General features: G+C 62.7%; 21 protein-coding genes. 15 read left to right on the top strand and 6 right to left on the bottom strand.

The features are described 5' to 3' along the window. Positions 1-101: 101 nt before the first annotated feature. The 5 genes from ACRARG_RS15585 to coxB form a co-directional block, all read right to left on the bottom strand. Positions 102-902: a cytochrome c oxidase subunit 3 gene (locus tag ACRARG_RS15585; protein ID WP_432690935.1), complete on the bottom strand. Its 801-nt coding sequence runs from the start codon at positions 900-902 to the stop codon at positions 102-104. Positions 903-931: 29 nt separating this feature from the next. After that, a complete protein-coding gene (locus ACRARG_RS15580) occupies positions 932-1,513 on the bottom strand; it encodes a cytochrome c oxidase assembly protein (protein WP_432690934.1) in 582 nt (193 codons plus the stop codon). Further along, positions 1,510-1,701, bottom strand: a complete 192-nt coding sequence (locus tag ACRARG_RS15575; protein ID WP_432690933.1) for a cytochrome c oxidase system small membrane protein — start codon at positions 1,699-1,701, stop codon at positions 1,510-1,512. Before ACRARG_RS15575 ends, ACRARG_RS15580 begins: the two co-directional genes overlap by 4 nt. Next, on the bottom strand, positions 1,701-2,639 hold the full coding sequence (gene cyoE / locus ACRARG_RS15570) for a heme o synthase (RefSeq protein WP_432690932.1): 939 nt from the start codon (positions 2,637-2,639) through the stop codon (positions 1,701-1,703). The genes ACRARG_RS15575 and cyoE overlap by 1 nt, the downstream gene beginning before the upstream one ends. Positions 2,640-2,722: 83 nt before the next feature. Further along, positions 2,723-3,631, bottom strand: coding sequence for a cytochrome c oxidase subunit II (gene coxB, locus ACRARG_RS15565; protein WP_432690931.1), 909 nt, complete (start codon positions 3,629-3,631; stop codon positions 2,723-2,725). Positions 3,632-3,827: 196 nt separating this feature from the next. Between coxB and tldD the strand changes: the two genes are divergently transcribed. The 5 genes from tldD (at position 3,828) to ACRARG_RS15540 (ending at position 10,817) form a co-directional block, all read left to right on the top strand. Then, a complete protein-coding gene (tldD, locus tag ACRARG_RS15560) occupies positions 3,828-5,246 on the top strand; it encodes a metalloprotease TldD (protein ID WP_432690930.1) in 1,419 nt (472 codons plus the stop codon). 146 nt (positions 5,247-5,392) lie between these two features. Further along, positions 5,393-6,565: a DNA-processing protein DprA gene (gene dprA, locus ACRARG_RS15555; protein WP_432690929.1), complete on the top strand. Its 1,173-nt coding sequence runs from the start codon at positions 5,393-5,395 to the stop codon at positions 6,563-6,565. Between the two features lie 133 nt (positions 6,566-6,698). After that, entirely contained in the window at positions 6,699-9,296 is a 2,598-nt protein-coding gene (gene topA / locus ACRARG_RS15550) for a type I DNA topoisomerase (protein ID WP_432690928.1), read from the top strand. 187 nt (positions 9,297-9,483) lie between these two features. Next, complete coding sequence (locus tag ACRARG_RS15545) at positions 9,484-10,188, top strand: CoA transferase subunit A (RefSeq protein WP_432690927.1); 705 nt, start codon at positions 9,484-9,486, stop codon at positions 10,186-10,188. Beyond that, positions 10,188-10,817: a CoA transferase subunit B gene (locus ACRARG_RS15540; RefSeq protein WP_432690926.1), complete on the top strand. Its 630-nt coding sequence runs from the start codon at positions 10,188-10,190 to the stop codon at positions 10,815-10,817. The genes ACRARG_RS15545 and ACRARG_RS15540 overlap by 1 nt, the downstream gene beginning before the upstream one ends. 145 nt (positions 10,818-10,962) lie before the next feature. Here the strand turns inward: ACRARG_RS15540 and ACRARG_RS15535 are convergent, their stop codons facing one another. Further along, positions 10,963-11,778 (bottom strand): lytic transglycosylase domain-containing protein, encoded by an 816-nt coding sequence (locus tag ACRARG_RS15535; protein WP_432690925.1) that lies wholly within the window; start codon positions 11,776-11,778, stop codon positions 10,963-10,965. A 396-nt stretch (positions 11,779-12,174) separates the two neighbouring features. Here ACRARG_RS15535 and ACRARG_RS15530 point away from each other — a divergent pair, with 396 nt between their 5' ends. The 10 genes from ACRARG_RS15530 (at position 12,175) to ACRARG_RS15485 (ending at position 21,440) form a co-directional block, all read left to right on the top strand. Further along, complete coding sequence (locus tag ACRARG_RS15530; RefSeq protein WP_432690924.1) at positions 12,175-12,312, top strand: hypothetical protein; 138 nt, start codon at positions 12,175-12,177, stop codon at positions 12,310-12,312. A gap of 119 nt (positions 12,313-12,431) precedes the next feature. Beyond that, on the top strand, positions 12,432-12,611 hold the full coding sequence (locus ACRARG_RS15525; protein ID WP_432690923.1) for a hypothetical protein: 180 nt from the start codon (positions 12,432-12,434) through the stop codon (positions 12,609-12,611). Between the two features lie 176 nt (positions 12,612-12,787). Continuing rightward, positions 12,788-13,648, top strand: a complete 861-nt coding sequence (cpaB, locus tag ACRARG_RS15520; RefSeq protein ID WP_432690922.1) for a Flp pilus assembly protein CpaB — start codon at positions 12,788-12,790, stop codon at positions 13,646-13,648. A gap of 173 nt (positions 13,649-13,821) precedes the next feature. Beyond that, on the top strand, positions 13,822-15,249 hold the full coding sequence (locus ACRARG_RS15515) for a type II and III secretion system protein family protein (RefSeq protein ID WP_432690921.1): 1,428 nt from the start codon (positions 13,822-13,824) through the stop codon (positions 15,247-15,249). A gap of 5 nt (positions 15,250-15,254) precedes the next feature. Further along, positions 15,255-15,923 carry an OmpA family protein gene (locus ACRARG_RS15510; protein ID WP_432690920.1) on the top strand — a complete coding sequence of 223 codons (669 nt, stop codon included), beginning with the start codon at positions 15,255-15,257 and terminating at the stop codon, positions 15,921-15,923. 192 nt (positions 15,924-16,115) lie between these two features. Continuing rightward, entirely contained in the window at positions 16,116-17,372 is a 1,257-nt protein-coding gene (locus ACRARG_RS15505; RefSeq protein ID WP_432690919.1) for a CpaE/TadZ family protein, read from the top strand. Positions 17,373-17,394: 22 nt separating this feature from the next. Next, entirely contained in the window at positions 17,395-18,897 is a 1,503-nt protein-coding gene (locus ACRARG_RS15500; RefSeq protein WP_432690918.1) for a TadA family conjugal transfer-associated ATPase, read from the top strand. A gap of 3 nt (positions 18,898-18,900) precedes the next feature. Continuing rightward, the gene (locus ACRARG_RS15495) at positions 18,901-19,869 is read left to right on the top strand and encodes a type II secretion system F family protein (RefSeq protein ID WP_432690917.1); all 969 of its coding nucleotides are present in this window, start codon (positions 18,901-18,903) and stop codon (positions 19,867-19,869) included. Between the two features lie 15 nt (positions 19,870-19,884). Continuing rightward, complete coding sequence (locus ACRARG_RS15490) at positions 19,885-20,886, top strand: type II secretion system F family protein (protein ID WP_432690916.1); 1,002 nt, start codon at positions 19,885-19,887, stop codon at positions 20,884-20,886. After that, positions 20,883-21,440, top strand: a complete 558-nt coding sequence (locus ACRARG_RS15485) for a hypothetical protein (protein ID WP_432690915.1) — start codon at positions 20,883-20,885, stop codon at positions 21,438-21,440. The genes ACRARG_RS15490 and ACRARG_RS15485 overlap by 4 nt, the downstream gene beginning before the upstream one ends. Positions 21,441-21,468: the final 28 nt, after the last annotated feature.

Genomic DNA, 21,468 nt, shown 5'->3' with positions numbered 1-21,468 from the left:
GGGTCACCGGGCGCGAAGAGGCAACCCGGAAACGGGGACGGCGCGAAGCCATGCTCCGCGCCGCCCTGGAATTTGTAGGGTGGGGTTTTACCCCACCGGGGTCAGCCACCCCAGATGTAGACGGCCGCGAAGAGGAAGAGCCACACGACGTCAACGAAGTGCCAGTACCAGGCAGCCATTTCGAAACCGACATGACTTTCGGGTGTGAAGGCCCCGCCGTAGACGCGGAACAGGCAGACGATCATGAAGATGGTCCCGATCAGCACATGCGCGCCGTGGAAGCCGGTCGCCATGAAGAAGGTCGCGCCGTAGATATTGCCGGAGAAGCCAAAGGCGGCGTGGCTGTATTCATAGATCTGGAACACGGTGAAGAGCGCGCCCAGGGCAACCGCCAGCATCAGGCCCCATTTCATGTCCTGACGGTTATTTTCATGCACCAGCGCATGGTGGGCCCAGGTCAGGGCCGCGCCGGAACACAGCAGGATCAGCGTGTTGATCAGCGGCAGGTGCCAGGGATCAAAGGTCTCGATCCCCTGTGGCGGCCAGACACCGTCCTTCAGCGGGGACATCTCGCCCATCGGGTAGATGGCATGTTTGAAGAAGGTCCAGAACCAGGCCGAGAAGAACATGACCTCGGACATGATGAACAGGATGAAGCCGTAGCGCAGGCCGATCCGGACAACCGGGGTGTGGTCGCCGATCACGTTCTCCTTGATGGTCTCTGCCCACCAGCCCCACATGGTGTAGAGCACCATGGCCAGACCGATCAGAAAGACCCAGGGGCCGCTGTCATGCATCCATTTGACCGCCCCGAAGAGCATGATGAAAGCACCGACCGATCCCAGGAAGGGGTAAATCGAAGGTGCCAGAATATGGTAGTCGTGGTTCTTTTCGTGCGCCATCTAAGTGCCCTCGTTCCCTCGGCCTTTAATCAGTTTACATCTTTGTCCGCACCGGTCTCAAGCGCAGCCTGCTGCTCGGCGGTGAGGTCCTGTTCGTAGAAGGTATAGCCCAGCGTGATGGTCTGGACATATTTCGCGTCCCGGTCGTTCACGATTTCCGGGTCGACGTAGAAGGTGACCGGCATCTGAACCGTTTCCCCCGGCTGGAGGATCTGTTCGGTAAAGCAGAAGCAGTCGATCTTGGTGAAATAGCCGCCCGCCTCGTAGGGATAGACGTTATAGGTGGCGGAGCCGCCGATCGGGTGGTCGGTCGGGTTATGCGCCTCGTAAAAGGCCAGGCCGGTCTCGCCGATCTTCAGCGTCATCTCGCGCTGCATCGGTTTGAAATCCCAGGGCATGTCGCGGTCGACGGAGGCGTCGAAGCGGATCTTCACCGTCCGGTCGAGCACGGTGTCGGAGCCCGCGTCGGCCTCCTGCGTCACGCCGCCAAAGCCGGTGACGGCACAGAAGAGGTTGTAGAGCGGGGCGGAGAGGAAACCCAGCGTGGCCATGACGGCGACCACGCCCACGGTGGTGGCGACGGTTTTCTGAGGTCCGGTCAGTTTCTTCATCCGTTGCCTCCCGTCTGGGTCTGAGTCTGGGTCGCTTTCTGCGCCGGGGTCAGGTCCGGCGGATTGTTCGACACCTTGACGATGGTCAGGCCAAAGACCAGCGCCACAAAGATGCCCAGCACCAGCCCGAGGCCGAGGTTGCGGCCGAAGCGGCGCTTGTGCAGGTCATGTTCGACACGGAATGCCATCACCACCCTCCCAGGCCCCAGGGGCGCAGCGCGGCCTCGGCGAGGATCGCGCCAAAATGCAGGAAGAGGTAGAGCAGGGAAAAGGCGAAGAAGCGCTTCTCGACCCGGTATTTATCTTGCTGGGCGTCGCCCTCGTCGCGGCGCCAGATGGTGACGGCGCCGTGCAGGAAGATCGCGTTCAGGATCACGGCCGTGGTCAGGTAGATCGGCCCGCCAATGCCGGAGAAGGCCGCGCCAATGGTCACCGGCGCCAGCAGGATCGTGTAGACCAGCACGTGGTTGCGGGTGACGCGGCGGCCATGGGTCGAGGTCAGCATCGGCACGCCGGCAGCGTCATAGTCGGACTTCATGAACAGCGCGAGGGCCCAGAAATGCGGCGGCGTCCACATGAAGGTGATGGCAAACATCAGCACCGACTCGATGGAGATGCCGCCGGTCGCCACGGCCCAGCCGATCATCGGGGGGAAGGCGCCCGCAGCGCCGCCGATGACGATGTTCTGCGGCGTCCAGCGCTTGAGCCACATCGTATAGATGACCACGTAAAAGAAGATGGTGAAAGCCAGCAGCCCGGCCGCGACCCAGTTGGCCGCCAGCCCCAGCATCACCACGGAGAAGCCGGAGAGGGCCAGGCCGATGCCAAGCGCCTCTTCCCGCGAGACGCGGCCCGAGGGGATCGGCCGGTTCTGCGTGCGCTTCATGATGCGGTCGATATCGGCATCGTACCACATGTTCAACGCGCCGGAGGCACCGCCGCCAATGGCGATGCAGAGCACGGTGAAGAAGACAATGAAGGGATGTACCGGCACCGGTGCCGCCAGAACGCCGACCAGCGCGGTAAAGACCACCAGCGACATGACGCGCGGCTTCAGCAGGGCGACATAGTCGCCGAACCGGGCCTCGCCGGTTTCTGCTGTGGTCTGGATGCTCGCGTCAGTCATGGATGTCCTGTCGGATCAGCTTGGTCTGCACCTGGCGGAACCTGCGCCCGACCGGGTGGCCGGAGGCAGGCAGGAGTGTCGGATCAGCTGCCCATCTGCTCCGGATCGATGTAGCCACCTTCTTCGCCAGCGGCGGCAAGCCATGCGTCGTAGGCCTCCTGCGACACGGCTTTGACGGTGATCGGCATATAGGCGTGGTCCTTGCCGCAAAGCTCGGAACACTGGCCGAAGTAGATGCCTTCCTTCTCGGCGGTGAACCAGATCTGTGCCAGGCGGCCCGGCACGGCATCCTGTTTCACACCAAAGGCGGGCATGGCCCAGGAGTGGATCACATCGGCACCGGTCACGGTCAGCACGACGATCTTGCCGACGGGCACGACCATGGCGGTGTCGGTGGCCAGCAGGAATTCGTCCTCGTTATAGCCAGCGGCGACCAGCTTGGCGCGCATCGCGTCGGAGTTGATGTAGGGCTTGGCGCCTGCGGTCTCGTCCTCTGCCGTCATCGTGGCGGGCTGGCCGATCATGTAGCTGTCAAAGGCCAGTTCCGACTCCGTATCGGTATATTCGTAGCCCCAGTACCACTGGTAGCCCGTCACCTTGATATGCACGTCGCCGTCCGGGAAAGTCTGCTGCTTGAACAGGATCGGAAGCGAGAAGGCGCCGATGAAGACGAGGATCAGGATCGGAACGATCGTCCAGGTGATCTCCAGCGGGGAGTTGTGGGTGAAGGTGCCGGGGGTGGCATTGGCCTTCTTGTTGTAGCGCACGATGATAAAGGCCAGCAGGGCACAGACGAAGATCACGATGGCGGAGATGATCACGAGGATCATGCCGTCCAGCCAATGGATGTCGCGCGCCAGTTCGGTCGCGGCGGGCTGGAAGCCCGTGCCGCCGAGATGCGGCTTGCCGATCGTCTCCAGCCCCTCCTGCGCAAGCGCGGGCAGAGCGGCGAAGGTTGCCATGAGGGCCGTAAGGCTCGTGAGTTTACGCATATGTCACCCTGGTCGGTTGAGGCCGGTCGTTCTTACGGGCCGCTCGCGCCGAATTGCGCGGGTTCCCGTTGTTCGCGCCCGTTTAAAACCATATTCTCGCCAACACCACAATAATAGCGCTTGCGGCAAACGGACGCTTTTTTGATCCAGATCAAGAAAACAAGCTCGAAAAATCTGTCGCCGATGGAGGCCTGCCATGTCCGATACCCCCTTCCGCCCCTTTGAAACCCTTCTGGACGAGGGCACGGCGCTTGGCATTCTGCAGGGCGCGGTCGCGGGCGGCGACGATGGAGAGCTGTTTCTGGAGCGCAAACGCTCGGAAATGCTGCATTTCGACGACGGGCGAATCCGGACCGCCAGCTACGATGCCTCCGAAGGGTTCGGCCTGCGCGCCGTCTGCGGGGAGGTGACGGGCTATGCCCATGGAACCGATATCTCCGAACATGCGCTGCGTCGCGCGGCGGAAACCGCGCGGCTGGCCGTGGGCGCGGGCGGCGGCGTGATGGCCCCTGCCCCTCTGGCGACGAACCGGCGGCTCTATTCCGATGCCGATCCGATTGCCGGGGCCAGTTTCCCGGTGAAGGTGGAGACCCTGCGGGAGATCGACGCCTTTGCCCGTGATCTGGACCCGCGTGTCGTTCAGGTCTCCGCCACCATTGCCGCGTCGCTGCAGGAGGTGGAGATCCTGCGCGCCGAAGGCGGCATCGTACGCGATGCGCGGCCGATGGTGCGGGTGAATGTCTCCGTGATTGTGGAGGATGGCGGGCGGCGCGAGTCGGGCACGGCGGGTGGCGGCGGTCGCGTGGGTCTGGACGGGCTGCTCGATGCGTCGGACTGGCAGGCCAAGGCGCGGGAGGCGTTGCGGATCGCGCTGGTCAATCTCGACGCGGTGCCGGCCCCGGCGGGTGTCATGGATATTGTGCTGGGGCCGGGCTGGCCGGGCATCCTGCTGCACGAGGCAATCGGCCACGGGCTGGAGGGCGATTTCAACCGCAAGGGCTCCTCGGCCTTTGCCGGGCTGATGGGGCAGCAGGTGGCGGCCAAGGGCGTCACCGTGCTGGACGATGGCACGATCCCGGACCGGCGCGGGTCGATCAACGTGGATGACGAGGGCACGCCCTCCGGCAAGAACGTGCTGATCGAGGATGGCGTGCTGGTGGGCTATATGCAGGATCGGCAGAATGCGCGGCTGATGGGCGTGGCGCCGACCGGGAACGGGCGGCGCGAAAGCTATGCCCATGCGCCGATGCCCCGAATGACCAACACCTACATGACCGGCGGCGATGCCACGCCGGAGGAGGTCGTGGGCGAGCTGAAGGACGGCATCCATGCCGTGGGCTTTGGCGGCGGGCAGGTCGATATCACCTCAGGCAAGTTCGTCTTCTCCTGCACGGAGGCCTATCTGGTGAAGGACGGCAAGCGCGGCGCGCCGGTCAAGGGCGCCACGCTGATCGGCGACGGGCCGGAAGCGCTGAAGCGGATCCGGGCGATCGGCAACGATATGGCCCTCGACCCCGGCATGGGCAATTGCGGCAAGGCGGGCCAGTGGGTGCCGGTGGGCGTGGGTCAGCCCACGGTGCTGATCGGCGGGCTCACGGTGGGCGGGTCGGCCTGACCCGCCGGCCGGCACTGACGATGTCAGGCAGCACCTCTCGGCGGAGATCGTCGCGATACGAAGGCGTCAGGTTTCGTTAACCAACCTGTTCATCCTTGATTAACCGCTGGGCGGTAGAACTGATTCTGCAAGTAGGCGGAGTCATCATGGTCGTGGATATACATCCTTCCACTCACCCCCCACTCCCACCCACCACGGAAGATGAGCGTCTGTCGTGGCTTCGCCTCTTGCGCTCGCGTCGCGTCGGAATTGCCACGTTTTACCGGCTTTTGTCGGAACATGGCTCTGCCGACGCGGCGCTTGCTGCCTTGCCGGCGGTCGCGGCAGAGGCCGGGCTGACCGATTACCATGTCGCAACCGAAGCCATGGCTGTGTCCGAGATGAAGGCGGCGCGGAAGGCGCGGGCGCGGCTCATCTGCATTGGCACTTCGGAATATCCCGCGCAGTTGCTGGATTTAAGCGATCCACCGCCCCTGCTCTGGGTCATCGGGCAGGCCCCGGCGCTGACAAAACCCATGATCGCGCTGGCAGGGGCGCGGAATGCCTCCTCCCTCGGGCTACGGATGGCGCGGCAGATGGCGGCAGAGCTGTCGGAGGCCGGCTATATCGTCGTGTCAGGCCTCGCCCGCGGGATCGACGCGGCGGCGCATGAGGCGTCTGTCGACAGGGGCACGGTGGCGGTGATGGCCGGCGGCGCCGACAGTATATATCCGGCGGAAAATGCCGCGCTGGCCCAGCGTATCCCCGAAACAGGCGCACGCATCTCTGAAATGGCGATGGGGCACCAGCCGCAGGCCCGGCATTTCCCCCGGCGTAACCGCCTGATCTCCGGCCTGGCACAGGCGCTGATCGTGGTGGAGGCGGCGGCAAAATCAGGCAGTCTGATCACGGCCCGCGCGGCGCTCGATCAGGGTCGCGACGTATTGGCCGTACCGGGGCACCCGTTCGACAGCCGCGCTGCTGGCGGCAATATGCTGATCCGGGACGGGGCTACGCTGGTCAGATCCGCCGCCGATGTGCTGGAGGCGCTGCCGCCCCTCCCGGCCCCGGTGCCCGCTCAGGGAGAGTTTCATCTGGCCGAGGCCGCCGCCAGCGCCCCGGTTGCCCCCCGCGCACGCCGCAGCCTGCGCGAGGTCGCGGCGCTGCACCGGGACATTCTCGACCGGCTGAGCCCGTCACCCGTGGCCGAAGATCAGCTGATCCGGGACGTGCACCGTGCGGCACCGCTGGTCTCCGAAGGTGTCACCCAGCTGGAACTGCTGGGCCGGGTACGCAGGCAGGCGGGCGGGCTGCTTGCCCGGATCAGTGGCAGTGACTGACATGTGATCTGGTGGAAGCGCCCGCAGGTTCCGCGGGGTCACGCTTTCATTGACAATCCCCCCTTGCGGGTCACATGGTCCCCGGCCATATAGCTCCCCTTGAGTTACAAAGCCCGTTTGAGAGGATGTCCGAATGCCCGTTGTTGTTGTCGAATCCCCGGCCAAGGCCAAGACAATCAACAAGTATTTGGGTGCAGAATACACGGTTCTCGCCTCCTACGGCCACGTGCGCGACCTGCCTCCGAAGGACGGTTCGGTCGATCCCGAGCATGAATTCGACATGAAATGGGAGGTTGCGACGGACAGTCGCAAACACGTGAAGGCCATCGCCGACGCGCTGAAGGACGACAATGCGCTGATCCTCGCCACCGACCCTGATCGTGAAGGTGAAGCGATTTCCTGGCACCTGGAAGAGGCGCTGCGGCTGCGCAAGGCGATCAAGAAGGACACGCCGGTCAGCCGCGTCGTGTTCAACGCAATCACCAAAACCGCCGTGACGGAGGCGATGAAGAACCCGCGTCAGGTCGATGGCGATCTGGTGGAGGCCTATCTGGCGCGCCGGGCGCTCGATTATCTCGTTGGATTTAACTTGTCGCCCGTTCTCTGGCGAAAACTGCCGGGGGCGAAATCCGCAGGACGGGTGCAGTCCGTCTGCCTGCGCCTGATCGTCGAGCGGGAGATGGAGATCGAGGCCTTCCGCGCCCGGGAATACTGGTCCGTCAAGGCGCTGCTCTCCACCCCGCGCGGGCAGGACTTCGAGGCGCGGCTGATCGTTCTGGGCGGCAAGAAGCTCGACCGCTACGATATCGCCGATGGCACGGCGGCAGAGCTGGCGGTGCAGGCCGTGACCTCCCGCGATCTGTCGGTCGTGTCGGTTGAGGCGAAGCCCGCCTCCCGCAACCCCTCCCCGCCCTTCATGACCTCGACCCTGCAGCAGGAAGCCAGCCGCAAGTTCGGCATGGGCGCGCGGCAGGCGATGAATGCGGCGCAGCGGCTCTATGAGGCCGGGCATATCACCTATATGCGGACCGATGGCATCGACATGGCGCCGGAGGCGGTGACCGCCTGTCGCGAGGCCATTGGCGACCGGTTCGGCAAGCAGTATGTGCCGTCGGAGGCGCGGGTTTATAAGAACAAGGCCAAGAACGCACAGGAAGCGCATGAATGTATCCGTCCGACGGATATGACCGCCGATGCCGACAGCCTGCGCCTGACCGAGCCCGATCAGAAAAAGCTCTACGATCTGATCTGGAAGCGAACGCTGGCCTGCCAGATGGAAAGCGCCCGGCTGGAGCGCACCACGGTCGAGATCGCCTCGCGCGATGAACAGGTTGGCCTGCGGGCGACCGGTCAGGTCGTGCTGTTCGACGGTTTCCTGCGCATCTATGAAGAAGGCCGCGACGATGTGGTCGATGATGACGACAAGCGCCTGCCGCAGATCACCCAGGGCGATGCCGTCAAGAAGCAGTCGGTCACGCCGGAGCAGCATTTCACCCAGCCCCCGCCCCGCTATACCGAGGCCACGCTGGTCAAGCGGATGGAAGAGCTGGGCATCGGCCGGCCCTCCACCTATGCCTCCATCGTCACGACCATTCAGGACCGGGGCTATGTCCGCAAGGACAAGAACCGCCTGCTGCCGGAGGATAAGGGGCGGCTGGTGACGGCCTTCCTTGAGAATTACTTCCGCCGTTATGTGGAATACGATTTCACCGCCGATCTGGAGGATGAGCTTGACGATGTCTCCGCAGGCTCGCGCGATTACAAGGATGTGCTGAACCGGTTCTGGCGCGATTTCTCCGCCGCGATCGCGGAGACGTCGGAGCTGCGGATCACCGATGTGCTCGACAAGATCAACGAGGTGCTGGAGCCGCATCTTTTCCCGCCGACCCCGGACGGGACCGATCCCCGCCTTTGCCCGAACTGTGGCGCGGGGCGGCTGTCGATGCGCACCGCGCGGTCCGGCGGGGCCTTCATCGGCTGTTCCAACTATCCCGAATGCCGCTACACCCGCCCCTTCGGCCCGCCCGATGCAGAGGCGGAGGCCAGCGCCATCCCGCCTGAGGGCAAATTGCTGGGCGAGGATGAGGGCGATGAGATCCGCGTCTTCAAGGGCCGGTTCGGCCCCTATGTGCAGCGCGGCGCCGCGACCGAAGAGCAGCCCAAGCCGCCGCGCCAGTCCGTGCCCAAGGAATGGCCGCCCGAAGAGCTGAGCCTGGAACAGGCCGTGCGCCTGCTGGTCCTGCCGCGCCTGATCGGGCCCCATCCGGAGGACGGCGTGAATGTCTGGGCCAATGTCGGGCGCTATGGTCCCTATATCAAACATGCGGAGTCAACCTCGGACCGGGGCGGCACCAATGCCAATCTCGACGGTCTGGAAGAGGTCTGGACGGTTGGCATGAACCGCGCCGTGCAGCTGCTGGCCGAAAAGGTTGCCAGCCGGAAGGGTCGTGGCGCCGCCAAGGTTCTGAAAGAGCTGGGAGAACACCCCGAGGCAGGTGGTCCGGTGCAGGTGCTGGAGGGCAAATACGGGCCATATGTCAAATGGGAAAAGATCAACGCCACCCTGCCCGATGAGACGGAGCCGGATGCGGTAACGCTTGAAAAGGCGGTGGAGCTGATCGCGGAACGGGCGGCCAAGACCGGCAAGAAGGTCGCCAAGAAGAAGGCGCCGGCGAAGAAGACCGCCGCCAAGAAAGCGCCTGCCAAGAAAGCTGCGGCGAAAAAGTCCTGACCACGGCGGCGGGCGCCCCCGCGCCGCCAGGCGTACCAGAGATTTCGGACAGCCCTGAAAACGGGCGTCCCGTTCCGCACCGCGCAATCCCCGCCCGCGATGCGGCAGCGCGGCATCTCACATGCGCATGGCAATTGACTCCTCCCGTCCTCAGGCCGCAAGACAGGGCATCTTGAAGGAGGACCCCATGGGAAAGATCTACGGCTCCGCGGCGGAGGCCCTGGACGGGCTGCTGTTCGACGGTATGTTCATTGCGGCGGGGGGCTTTGGCCTCTGCGGCATCCCCGAGCTTTGTCTGCAGGCAATAAAGGAGGCCGGGACGCAGGACCTGACCTTTGCCTCGAACAATGCGGGCGTTGATGATTTCGGCATAGGTATTCTGCTGCAGACCAAACAGGTCAAGAAAATGATCTCCTCCTACGTGGGGGAGAACAAGGAATTCATGCGCCAGTATCTGGGAGGAGAGCTGGAGCTGGAATTCAACCCGCAGGGCACGCTGGCCGAGCGGATGCGCGCCGCGGGCTGCGGCATCCCGGGCTTTTACACCAAGACCGGCGTCGGCACCGTGATCGCCGAGGGCAAAGAGCATAAAGACTTCAACGGGGAGACCTATATCCTCGAAACCGGCCTCTTTGCCGATCTGTCGATCGTAAAGGCCTGGAAAGCCGATGAGACGGGCAACCTCGTCTTCCGCAAAACCGCCCGCAACTTCAACCCGCCCGCCGCCATGTGCGGCAAGGTCTGCGTGGTCGAGGTCGAGGAGATCGTTCCGACCGGCTCGCTGGAGCCCGACAGCATCCACCTGCCCGGCGTCTATGTCCACCGCATCGTCCAGGGCGAGTTTGAGAAGCGCATCGAACAGCGCACCGTTCGCCAGAAGGAGACTGCTTAATGCCCTGGGATCGTAATCAAATGGCCGCCCGAGCGGCACAGGAACTCGAAGACGGCATGTATGTGAACCTCGGCATCGGCATCCCGACGCTGGTGTCGAACTACATCCCCGAAGGCGTGCAGGTCACGCTGCAGTCGGAAAACGGCATGCTGGGCATGGGCCCCTTCCCCTATGAGGGCGAAGAGGATCCGGATCTGATCAATGCCGGCAAGCAGACAATCACCGAACTGCCCCAGACCGCCTATTTCGACAGCGCCACCTCCTTCGGGATGATCCGTGGAGGCAAGATCGCCATGGCGATCCTCGGCGCCATGGAAGTGGCCGAAAACGGCGATCTGGCGAACTGGATGATCCCGGGCAAGCTGGTGAAGGGCATGGGCGGGGCCATGGATCTCGTCGCCGGTGTCGGCCGCGTCATCGTGGTGATGGACCATGCCAATAAGGCGGGCGAGTCGAAGGTGCTCAAGGCCTGCACCCTGCCGCTGACCGGCGCGGGCGTGGTGGACATGATTGTCACCAACCTCGGCGTCATGGATGTCGTCGAGGGCGGGCTGAAAATCCGTGAGCTCGCCGATGGCGTGACCGAGGAAGAGCTGCGCGCCGCGACGGAGGCAACCATCGTCAACTGAGCGGCGGGCGCGCGGGTCCTCTGCGGATCGCGCGCGCCTTGCGCCCGATGCCCGCTCGCGCCCTCTTCTTCATCTTTCCAAAAATACTCCCGCCGGAGGCATCGGCGTTTCCGGGGGCTCGATGCCCCCGGAAACGCCCCGCCGCTCAGGGCTCCCGAAAGGCGCAGCCGTCCGATATCAGCTCCGGTGGCGTCATGCACAGGCCCCGGGCCACGCGGAATGCCGCAAGAACCTTGGGCACGTAATCCCGCGTCTCCGCATAGGGCGGAACGCCGCCATTGCGTTTCACGGCGTTTTCGCCCGCATTGTACCCGGCCAGAACCAGCATCGGGTCGCCGCCGAATTCTTTCATGAGCACATCCAGATAGCTGACGCCGCCGCGGATACTTTCCGTCGCATCCGCGCGGTCGGTGACGCCAAACCGTTCCGCAGTCTCCGGCATCAGCTGCATGAGCCCCATGGCCCCTGCTCCCGATACGGCATCGCTGCGACCGGAGGATTCAATCGCGATCACCGCCAGCGCCAGAGCGGGCGAGACGCGCGTGCCAACCGTCGACAACAGGATATCCCGCCCATGGGCTCGGGTGATCCGCAGCAGATCGTCCAGCCGCGGCTCGGATACGTTCTGGCCGGCCGGCGGATTTCCCAGCCTCTGGAGCGCAGGTTCCAGCCGCCAGGGCCCGGTTTCCGTCATATCCGGCGCGATATTGTCCCAGAACCAGTCGTAGGTGGCCGGGCGCAGCTCTGGCTGCGAGGGCGCCGCGGCCGTTTCAGCGGGGGTGTCCGGTTTGCGCGGCATGGCCGGAGGTTCGGTGATCTGAACCGTGATCCGCTTGCCGCCACCCGAGGGCGGCTTGACGGATTTGAAAGTGAAATTGTCGTATTGCTGGGCATAGCCCACCCCCCCTGCGAACAGGGCCAGGGCCCCTGCTGCAACGAGGGTTCTGGCGACACGTGTCATTGATGCGGCCTGTCCACTGCTCTGACGGTTTTTGTCAGTGTCGCAGAATCGGTGTGATCGGACCAGCGAAACGGGAGATTTTCGCCGCTTTGCCGGGCGAATTGCACGGATAGGTTGATAATTTCCTGCGAGATCTAAAATTTTTCATTTTTTAACAACATCTTACATGTTTTTTCACTTCCTTTCCAATTTCTTCATTTTCGACCATTCACGCCAAAATCCTGCCCAATTCCACAGGCTATATTCGTGCAGTGCCGCAGAGGGTGGTGCCGAGGATTGAGAGAGCCAGAGGCATCAGCGCACCGAAACGGACATTGACACATCCTTATGATCCTTTGGAGGGACATCGAAATGCTGAACTTTATCAAAAAATTCCGCGCAGACGAAGCCGGTGCCGTGACCGTTGACTGGGTTGTTCTGACCGCAGCTGTCGTTGGTCTGGGCGCAGCCGCATATGGCTCCATCCGTGACGGTGCCGAAGACATGACCGGCAATGTCGAAGATTACATGGGCGAAATCGTCATCGGCGAATAAGGCCGGCGCGACGCTGATGCGTATGAGGCCGCGCCCTTTTCATAAGGGGCGCGGCCTTTTCCTGTAAATCAGTGCCGGGTTGAAACCTGGCCACTTGGGAAAACAGTGGAGAGAGCAGATTGACCACCTTTATCCGTACATATCTGATCGCCCAGGAAGACGGCGCCGTGACAGTCGACTGGGTGGTACTGACAGCCGGGATCATCGGGCTCTGCATGGCCGCATTCGGCATTCTGTCCTCCGGATCGGAAGGCATGGCAGATCGGATCAAGACCTACATGGCCGATAAGGAAATCTGACACCCGTCGCAGCCTTTCGGCGTTCAGATCGACCGACAAGGAAGGGTCCCGAAGCAACCCTCTTTCAGCCACAATCGCGTGGCAGGTTTTCTACAGTTACAACGTGATCCGGCGACTTTCGATCGCGCCGATCGCCATGGGCCGTCAGGAACGGTCCGCAATAAGAGGACAAAAGAATGCGAGCAGTATTCGGACTGGTTCTGATCGTGGGCGTTGCTTTGGCGGGCTTTGCGGTCTTCATGGTCAAGGATTTCCTCGGCCAGCAGGCGAAGATGGCGGCAGCCCAGGCCAAGCAGGTCGAAACGGTGCCGACCAAAACGATTTATGTCGCCAAGCGGCAGCTGAAGTATGGTGAGGAACTGACCCAGGCCGATGTTCGGCAGGTCGCCTGGCCTGCTGCGGCCCTGCCCGAAGGCGTTTACACCGAGAAAGAACAGCTCTTCCCCGCCGGCGATGCCCGCCCGCGTTACGTGCTCCGCCTGATGGAGCCGTCCGAGGCGATCATGGAGGTCAAGATCACCAAGCCCGGCGAGGATGCCGGCCTGACCTCCCGGCTGGAAAAAGGCATGCGCGCCTTTGCCATCAAGGTCGATGTGTCCTCCGGTGTATCCGGGTTCCTGCGACCGGGCGACAGGGTTGATGTCTACTGGACCGGCCGGGTCGAAGGGTTCGACCGCAACTCCAATGGTGACGTCACGAAGCTGATTGAAACCGGGATCAAACTGGTTGCGGTTGACCAGACCTCCGGCGGGACCATCAGCGAGGCTGTCGTGGCGCGCACGATCACTGTGGCAGTCAACCCCCAGCAGGTCGCCGCGCTGGCACAGGCGCAATCGACAGGCCGCCTGTCGCTGTCGCTGGTCGGCAATCATGACGATACCGTCGCGGAAGCGATTGAGGTGGACCAGCGTTCGCTTCTGGGACTGGCCGAGGCCCCCCAGATTCAGGAAGCGCGGGAACATCCCGAAGAGGAAATCTGCACTATCCGTACCCGCCGCGGGTCCGATGTGGTCGAAACCCAGATCGCGTGCAACTGACCGCGGACCGGTCAGATTAAAGTCGGCAAGCCGCAGGTCACCCTGCGGCTTTGCTGCATCAGGGCGGCGCCAAGAGGCTTTGTTCCTTGCAAAAAATACCTGACTGCCGCAGTATGCGGTCAAACTACGGGCAAAAAGACCCGACCAGAGGCGTGATCGGAGAGGCAGGTCACATGACAAATTGCAGGTTCCTTCGGGGCGCCCTTCTTGGGCTTTCCTTGGCCATGGCTGGTATTTCCGCCGCTCCGGCACAGGCTGACCGGCTGACCATCGTCGACCGGAATTCCGGCCAGAAGCTGGGCGTCGCGATCAACCGGGCTGTGGTTGTGGAAAGCGATGTTCCCTTTGCGGAACTCAGTATCGCCAACCCTCAGATCGCAGATATCTCATCGCTGTCGGACCGGTCCATCTACGTTCTGGGCAAGGCCCCCGGCATTACGACGCTGACCCTTCTGGATGCGAACGGCCAACTGATCACCAATGTCGATGTGGTCGTGTCTGCCGATATCTCTGAATTCAAGGAACGCCTCCGCCAGATCCTGCCCGACGAGAAGATTGAGGTGCGGACAGCGGCCGATGGTATCGTTCTGTCCGGTGTCGTCTCGTCGTCGCAGAAATTGCAGCGCGCGCTTGATCTGGCAGAGCGGTATGCGCCGGAACGCGTCTCTAACCTGATGTCGGTGGGAGGCGTGCAGCAGGTCATGCTCAAGGTGCGCTTTGCGGAAATGCAGCGCTCCGTCTCCAAATCGCTCTCGGCCTCACTGGCCGCGGACGGGTCGATTTTTGGCGGCGGGACCGGGATCACCGCCGGCGCCGGCCGTTATTCGAACAGCGGCAGCCAGCCCAACGGGCTGTCGGGGACGCTGCCTGCCTCCAATACGAATTCGGGGGCGACCCTGCTGGGGTTCAATGCCGGGTCCGTCCAGATCGGCGTGCTGCTCGAAGCGCTTGAGACCAAGGGCGTCGTGCGGACCCTGGCGGAGCCGAACCTGGTTGCGCTGTCCGGTCAGGAAGCCAAGTTCCTGGCGGGTGGCGAATATCCCGTCCCCGTCTCGCAGGACAACGGGTCTGTTACGGTTGAGTTCAAGCCGTTCGGCGTTGAAATGAACTTCATCCCGCGGGTGGTCGACAAGGACCTGATCAACCTGGAAATGAAGGCCAGCGTCTCCTCCATCGACCCGACCAACGGGTTTGAGCTGGATGCCTTCCGCATTGACGCCTTCAAGAAGCGCGAGACATCGACCACCGTCGAGCTGCGCGACGGTCAGAGCTTTGCGATTGCCGGCCTGCTGCAGGACGATTTCCAGGACACAAAAAGCGCGGTGCCGTGGCTGGGCGATATCCCGGTTCTGGGCGCCCTGTTCCGCAGCGCCGAATATCAGCGCGACCAGTCTGAATTGGTGGTGATCATCACCGCCCATCTGGTGACGCCGACGCGCGGTGACGCGCTGGCGCTGCCCACCGACAGGGTGCGGCCGCCGTCCGAGAAGGACCTGTTCCTGTTCGGACGTACGGAAAAAGACCTCAGCAAGCTTAGAGGCGCCGCAAAAGAAGTTGCAAAACAGGACTTTAACGGGTCCTACGGCTATGTGATGGAGTGACGGATATGCTGCGTATTTCCCGTGTCATCATCCTGATCGCCGCCGGCGTCACCGGCGTGGCCAGCTGTTCAGAGCAATCCATCGTCGAATTCCATGGCGAAGCCGGGCAATACAGCCAGGCCGGTTTCGGCGATGCCACGATGCAGAACACGCTCGTGATGAACGGTGACCTGAGCTATGTCACCGATCTGGCGAACCGGTTTGCCCGCGAAGTCGACAGCAGCGTGACCTTTGCCTTCAACTCTGCGCAGCTCGATGCGGCGGCGCGCCAGGTTCTGGCACGGCAGGCCCACTGGATCCGGCAGTTCCCCGAAGTGCGGTTCCGTGTTTACGGCCATACCGATCTGGTCGGGTCGAACAGCTACAACTACGGGCTTGGCCTGCGGCGGGCGCAGGCGGTGGTTAGCTTCCTTGCCACCCAGGGCGTGGGCCGCAGCCGTCTGGAAGCCGTGGTTTCCAAGGGCGAAACCCAGCCTCTGATCGTGACGCAGGGACGCGAACGGCGCAATCGGCGCACCGTGACCGAGGTCACCGGATGGGTGGAGGACAACCCCCTGATCCTGGACGGCAAATACGCGCAAATCGTCTATCGGGACTATGTGGCGAGCGCTGTGGCTCCCAGCGGGCTGAGCGATCTGAGTTCTGGCGGGGCAGAGGCGTCAGCGTCGCAATAATTCACGGTGGCGCCCGGGATCGTCTCCGGGAGCCGCACAATTTCATCCTTTTGGTCAAACTATTGCCCACATTGGATGACACATATCCTACTAGACCAAAGTGCCCGAGCGTCGGGCCGGCGTTGCACCCCGGACGAACCGGGGGCTCATGGCGGCAGAAAAGCCGAACGTCATTCGGATAGGATTTGAGGCATGACCGCATCTGCACACGCAGAACCCGAAGCAGACCTGATCCTCGCCTGTACGATCCGGCGGGACCCTGACGGTTTCGAGCTTCTGATCGAGGATATGGAAGCAGCGCTTGGCGACAAGTGGGGCGATCTCGGCTTTGCCGAGGCACTGATGTTCTTCAACCAGCCTGACGCGGCCTCCCTCGAATTCATCGCCATGGCGATGGATGAACAGGACGAGGACAATATCGCCATGCTGGGCGAGGTGATCACCCAGGCCCGCAATGCCGGGATCAAGGTGATCCTGATCGCCGAAGATGTCAGCCCTTCGGCACTGCACCAGTTGCTGCGCAAGGGCGCCGACGAATTTGTCCCCTACCCTCTTCCGGAGGGCGAGCTTGCCGCGGCGATTGAACGGCTCCAGGCGCCGGAACCCGAAATTCAGGAAGATGCCCCGGTCCGGCGTGCGGCTGCCAAGGGCACGCGGGACGGTGCGGTGCTGGTGTGCCACGGCCTGGCGGGCGGTGTCGGAACCACGACTTTTGCCGTCAATATCGCGTGGGAACTGGCCAACAGCGCCAATGTCAAAAAGGGCGAGACCAACCCGAAGGTCTGCGTGCTTGACCTCGATCTGCAGTTTGGCGCCGTGGGCACCTATCTCGACCTGCCGCGTCGCGAGGCGATCTACGAATTGCTGTCGGACACCGAGTCGATGGATGACGATGTGTTCATGCAGGCGCTGCTGAACTACGAGGACCGGCTGCAAGTGCTGACGGCCCCGTCCGAGATGCTGCCGCTGGATCTGATCTCTTCGGATGACGTTACGCGGCTGATCGGCATGGCCCGGTCGCATTTCGATTTTGTGATCATCGACATGCCCTCCACCCTGGTTCAGTGGTCCGAAACGGTTCTGAATGCGGCGCATGTCTATTTTGCGCTGATGGAGCTGGACATGCGCTCCGCCCAGAACACGCAGCGACTGAAACGTGCCCTGCAGGCCGAAGACCTGCCGGTCGAAAAGCTGCGCTATATTCTGAACCGGGCGCCGAAATCTTTGGATCTGAACGGAAAATCCCGCATCAAGCGGCTGGCCGAAAGCCTGGATATCTCGATCGATGTCCAGCTTCCCGACGGCGGCCGCCAGATCGTGCAAAGCTGTGATCACGGGCGCCCGCTGGGACTGTCGGCGGCGAAGAACCCGATGCGCAAGGAAATCATGAAGCTGGCCAAGACATTGGTAGAGCTCGGCGAACAGGCCGCCGAGGTCGAGGCCGCATAGAAGGTAGAGGGGGCAGCAGGCAATGTTTTCCAGATATAAAAAGGACGGCGCCGGCGCGGCGCCGGTGGACCGCGGCCGCACGGCACCGGTACCGGCAAATGCCCCGCAGCCAACCAATATGAAACCCGTGGGCGCCGCTGCCCCCCAGGCCGCCCCGCGGCAGGCAGAGCCGGCGCGCACCGGGTCCATGCGCAAACCCTCCGCCGCCCCCGTGGCGGCCATGGCCGCCGCCGGCGACAAGAACCGCAAGCGCAAGGAACGGCTGGGCGAAATCAAGCTTGAGCTGCACCGCGCGCTTCTGGACAACCTGAACCTCGCCGCGCTGGACAGCGCCTCAGAACAGGATCTGCGGATGGAGATCAACTCCATCGCGACCGAGGTTCTGCAGGAAAAAGGCATCGTGCTGAACCGGGAGGAACGCACGATCCTCAACCAGGAGCTCTATGACGAGGTCAAGGGCCTGGGCCCGCTGGAAAGCCTGCTGAAGGACGAGAGCGTCTCCGATATTCTCGTCAACGGACCGCATCAGATTTTCGTGGAACGCGGCGGCAAGCTGCAGCTGTCGGATGTGACCTTCAAGGATGAACGCCACCTGCTGCGGATCATCGACAAGATCGTGTCGGCCGTGGGTCGGCGCGTCGACGAGATGAACCCCTATGTCGACGCCCGCCTGGCGGATGGCTCGCGTTTCAACGCGATGGTGCCGCCGATTGCGGTGGACGGCTCGCTCGTCTCCATTCGTAAGTTCAAAAAGGACAAGCTGGCAATTGACGATCTGGTCAATTTCGGCGCCTTCACCGAGGAAATGGCCGCCTATCTGCAGGCCGCCGTGGCTACCCGCCTGAATGTCATCGTCTCGGGCGGTACGGGTTCGGGTAAAACGACCACGCTCAATGCGCTGTCTTCGTTCATCGACAATGCCGAACGCATCCTGACAATCGAGGATACGGCGGAACTTCAGCTTCAGCAGACCCATGTGGGCCGGATGGAAAGCCGTCCGCCCAACGTCGAGGGCAAGGGTGCCGTCAGCCCGCGCGACTGTCTGAAGAACGCCCTTCGTATGCGCCCCGACCGGATCATCGTCGGGGAGACGCGCGGCGAGGAAGTGATCGACATGCTGCAGGCCATGAACACTGGCCACGACGGGTCGATGACGACGATCCACGCGAACTCTGCCCGCGATGGTGTCAGCCGTCTTGAAAACATGATCGCCATGTCCGGGATCGAGATGCCGCTGAAAGCGATGCGGTCGCAGATCTCTTCGGCTGTGCATCTGATCGTGCAGGCCTCCCGCCTTCAGGACGGGACGCGGCGCATGACCTCCATCACCGAGATCACCGGTATGGAAGGCGACGTCATCTCCATGCAGGAAGTCTTTCGTTTCCAGCGCACCGGCGTGACGCCCGACAACAAGATCATCGGGCATTTCACGGCAACCGGCGTGCGGTCGCATTTCTCTGAACGGTTCCGGATGTGGGGCTTTGACCTGCCCGCGCATATCTTTGAACCGACGCGGGTGGACTGATCCATGGTCATCTCCCCTACCCCGTTCATTTATATCGTCATCTTTGTCGGCGTTCTGCTTCTGGTGGAAGGCGTCTATCTGGTGGCCTTTGGCAAATCCATCAGCCTGAACAAGCGGGTGAACCGCCGGCTGGAGATGCTGGACAAGAACACCAACCGCGAAGAGGTGCTGGACAAGCTGCGCAAGGAAATGCAGCAGCACATGGCGGCGCAGCAGATCCCGCTCTATTCGCTTCTGGCGGACAAGGCTCAGAAAGCCGCCATCGCCTTTACGCCGCAACAGCTGCTGCTTGTGATGGCGGGGCTGTCTCTGGTGTCGTTTTTTGCGCTGACAATCGGCGTTGAGACCTCCGCCCCGATCCGGGCCGGGCTGTCCATCGCCATGGGGGTCGGCGGCGTTTATGTCTGGGTCGCCCAGAAGGCCAAGAAACGCATGTCGATGATCGAGGAACAGCTGCCCGATGCGGTTGAGCTGATGGTGCGTTCCCTGCGGGTTGGCCATCCTTTTTCCTCGGCCGTTCAGATCGTTGCGCGCGAGGTTGCCGATCCGCTGGGGTCCGAATTCGGGATCATTTCGGACGAGGCCGCCTATGGCCGCGACATGGGCGAGGCGCTCAAGGAAATGGCCGAACGGATCGGGTTGCAGGATCTGCGCTTCCTGGCCGTGGCCGTGACGATCCAGCAGCAGTCCGGTGGTAACCTTGCCGAAATCCTGGCCGGTCTGGCGCAGGTGATCCGGTCGCGGTTCCGGCTGTTCCGCCGGGTCAAGGCAATCACGGCAGAGGCACAGTGGTCCGGCAAATTCCTGTCGGGCTTCCCGATTGCCGCGCTGATTGCCATCAATGTCATGGATCCGCATTATTACGACGAGGTGATGGGGCATTCGCTTTTCATCCCCGCCTGTATCGCTGTGGTGGTCTTCCTGGTGATCAACCTGCTGGTCATGCGCAAGCTGGTTGACATCAAGGTCTGAGGAGAGGGGGGCGACATGAGTGGTTTGATGGATATGCTGACCGGGCTGATGGGGCCCATGGGGCCGCTGATCGCCGTGGGCGGGCTGGGCTTTCTGCTGATCATCGGCACCCTGCCCTTCCTTCTGGTCCGGCAGGAGGATCCGCTGGAAAAGCTCAAGCGGGACCGGGAGGCTGCGCCAAACGTTCAGAAGGACCGCCTGCGGACCAACAAGCGCAATGACAAGCTGGAGCGGTATTCAAGCTTTCTGGAGCCCCAGAATGAAGAAGAATATTCGGCGATGCGGATCAAACTGCTGCAGGCCGGTTATCGCGACAAGGATGCGGTCAGATATTTCCACTTTGCGCAGTTTGCGCTTGGGCTTCTGGGCCTGCTGGTTGGCGTGATCTACTATCTCACCGTGCTGGCTGCGCAGCATCCGGACCTGCAGAAGACCCTGATGTATGTGCTGGGACCTGGCGGCGCCGGGTATTTCTTTCCGAAATACTGGATCAACAAGCGGATGGCCGCACGTCAGGAGGAAATCACCAACGGTTTCCCCGATGCGCTGGACATGTTGCTTGTCTGCGTCGAGGCCGGGCAATCCATGGATCAGGCCATCCTCCGGGTCAGCCATGAGATCCGGTCATCCTACCCCGCGCTTGCGGATGAGTTTGAACTGGTGAGCCTTGAAATCAAAGCCGGTAAGGACAAAAGCAACGTGCTGTCGGATATGGCAGAGCGCTGTGGCGTGTCCGATATCGCGAGCTTTGTGACCGTGCTGATCCAGTCCGCAAGTTTCGGGACGTCGATCGCCGATGCGCTGCGTGTCTATGCCGGCGAAATGCGGGACAAACGGGTGATGCGGGCCGAGGAAAAGGCCAACAAACTGCCGACCAAGATGACGCTGGCCACGATGGCGCTGACAGTGCCGCCGCTGCTGATCATCCTGATCGGGCCCTCGGTTCTGAATATTTCCAAAATGGGACAGATCACACCGGGATCGCAGGCCGAAGCCGCGGAGGACAGCTCTCAATGAGAGCTGCCGCCGGCGCCTTGTCGGTCTTGGCGCTGCTCGCCGCCTGTGCCCCTGCCCCGGCCCCGGATGGGCCGTTCGCGCCCGGTATCGACCGGCGTGGCGAGGAGGTCGACCCGCTGGTTGTCGGAAATCGCCTGCTGGAGGCCAAACAATACGAGCTGGCGCAGGATGCCTTTACCCGGGCTGCCGCCCGTGACGGGATGACGGCCGATGTCTATGCCGGGCTGGGCGCGGCCAGTTTTGGACTGGGCCAGGTCGGACAGGCCGAAAGGCAGCTGCGCAAGGCCATAGACTTTCCCGAAGCCGCGCCAGAGACCTGGAACAACCTCGGCCTGCTGCTGCTGGAAACCGACCGGGTGCCCGAGGCCGTCGAGGTTCTGCGCCGCGCCTTTGCCCTGTCGGACGGGGAGAGCGACGAAATCAAGGCCAATCTGCGCAAGGCACTCGCCACGAGCGAAAAAAATGTCTATACTCCGGAAGCAGAACAACAACTCGACCTGGTGCCTGCCGGTCACGGTGTCTACGAACTCCGCGATGACGAGCAGTTTCCTTGATTGAGGCGACGGCAGTAAAGGACGCAGG

Origin of the sequence: Pseudooceanicola profundi, from assembly GCF_050897955.1 — a bacterium.
GTDB lineage: Bacteria > Pseudomonadota > Alphaproteobacteria > Rhodobacterales > Rhodobacteraceae > Pseudooceanicola.
This window is presented reverse-complemented; position numbering and strand designations above follow the sequence as displayed.

Excerpts from the sequence above, each read along its gene's own strand:
- ACRARG_RS15585 (WP_432690935.1), bottom strand. The coding sequence starts at position 902 with ATGGCGCACGAAAAGAACCACGACTACCATATTCTGGCACCTTCGATT.
- ACRARG_RS15580 (WP_432690934.1), bottom strand. The coding sequence starts at position 1,513 with ATGAAGAAACTGACCGGACCTCAGAAAACCGTCGCCACCACCGTGGGC.
- ACRARG_RS15575 (WP_432690933.1), bottom strand. The coding sequence starts at position 1,701 with ATGGCATTCCGTGTCGAACATGACCTGCACAAGCGCCGCTTCGGCCGC.
- cyoE (WP_432690932.1), bottom strand. The coding sequence starts at position 2,639 with ATGACTGACGCGAGCATCCAGACCACAGCAGAAACCGGCGAGGCCCGG.
- coxB (WP_432690931.1), bottom strand. The coding sequence starts at position 3,631 with ATGCGTAAACTCACGAGCCTTACGGCCCTCATGGCAACCTTCGCCGCT.
- tldD (WP_432690930.1), top strand. The coding sequence starts at position 3,828 with ATGTCCGATACCCCCTTCCGCCCCTTTGAAACCCTTCTGGACGAGGGC.
- dprA (WP_432690929.1), top strand. The coding sequence starts at position 5,393 with ATGGTCGTGGATATACATCCTTCCACTCACCCCCCACTCCCACCCACC.
- topA (WP_432690928.1), top strand. The coding sequence starts at position 6,699 with ATGCCCGTTGTTGTTGTCGAATCCCCGGCCAAGGCCAAGACAATCAAC.
- ACRARG_RS15545 (WP_432690927.1), top strand. The coding sequence starts at position 9,484 with ATGGGAAAGATCTACGGCTCCGCGGCGGAGGCCCTGGACGGGCTGCTG.
- ACRARG_RS15540 (WP_432690926.1), top strand. The coding sequence starts at position 10,188 with ATGCCCTGGGATCGTAATCAAATGGCCGCCCGAGCGGCACAGGAACTC.
- ACRARG_RS15535 (WP_432690925.1), bottom strand. The coding sequence starts at position 11,778 with ATGACACGTGTCGCCAGAACCCTCGTTGCAGCAGGGGCCCTGGCCCTG.
- cpaB (WP_432690922.1), top strand. The coding sequence starts at position 12,788 with ATGCGAGCAGTATTCGGACTGGTTCTGATCGTGGGCGTTGCTTTGGCG.
- ACRARG_RS15515 (WP_432690921.1), top strand. The coding sequence starts at position 13,822 with ATGACAAATTGCAGGTTCCTTCGGGGCGCCCTTCTTGGGCTTTCCTTG.
- ACRARG_RS15510 (WP_432690920.1), top strand. The coding sequence starts at position 15,255 with ATGCTGCGTATTTCCCGTGTCATCATCCTGATCGCCGCCGGCGTCACC.
- ACRARG_RS15505 (WP_432690919.1), top strand. The coding sequence starts at position 16,116 with ATGACCGCATCTGCACACGCAGAACCCGAAGCAGACCTGATCCTCGCC.
- ACRARG_RS15500 (WP_432690918.1), top strand. The coding sequence starts at position 17,395 with ATGTTTTCCAGATATAAAAAGGACGGCGCCGGCGCGGCGCCGGTGGAC.
- ACRARG_RS15495 (WP_432690917.1), top strand. The coding sequence starts at position 18,901 with ATGGTCATCTCCCCTACCCCGTTCATTTATATCGTCATCTTTGTCGGC.
- ACRARG_RS15490 (WP_432690916.1), top strand. The coding sequence starts at position 19,885 with ATGAGTGGTTTGATGGATATGCTGACCGGGCTGATGGGGCCCATGGGG.
- ACRARG_RS15485 (WP_432690915.1), top strand. The coding sequence starts at position 20,883 with ATGAGAGCTGCCGCCGGCGCCTTGTCGGTCTTGGCGCTGCTCGCCGCC.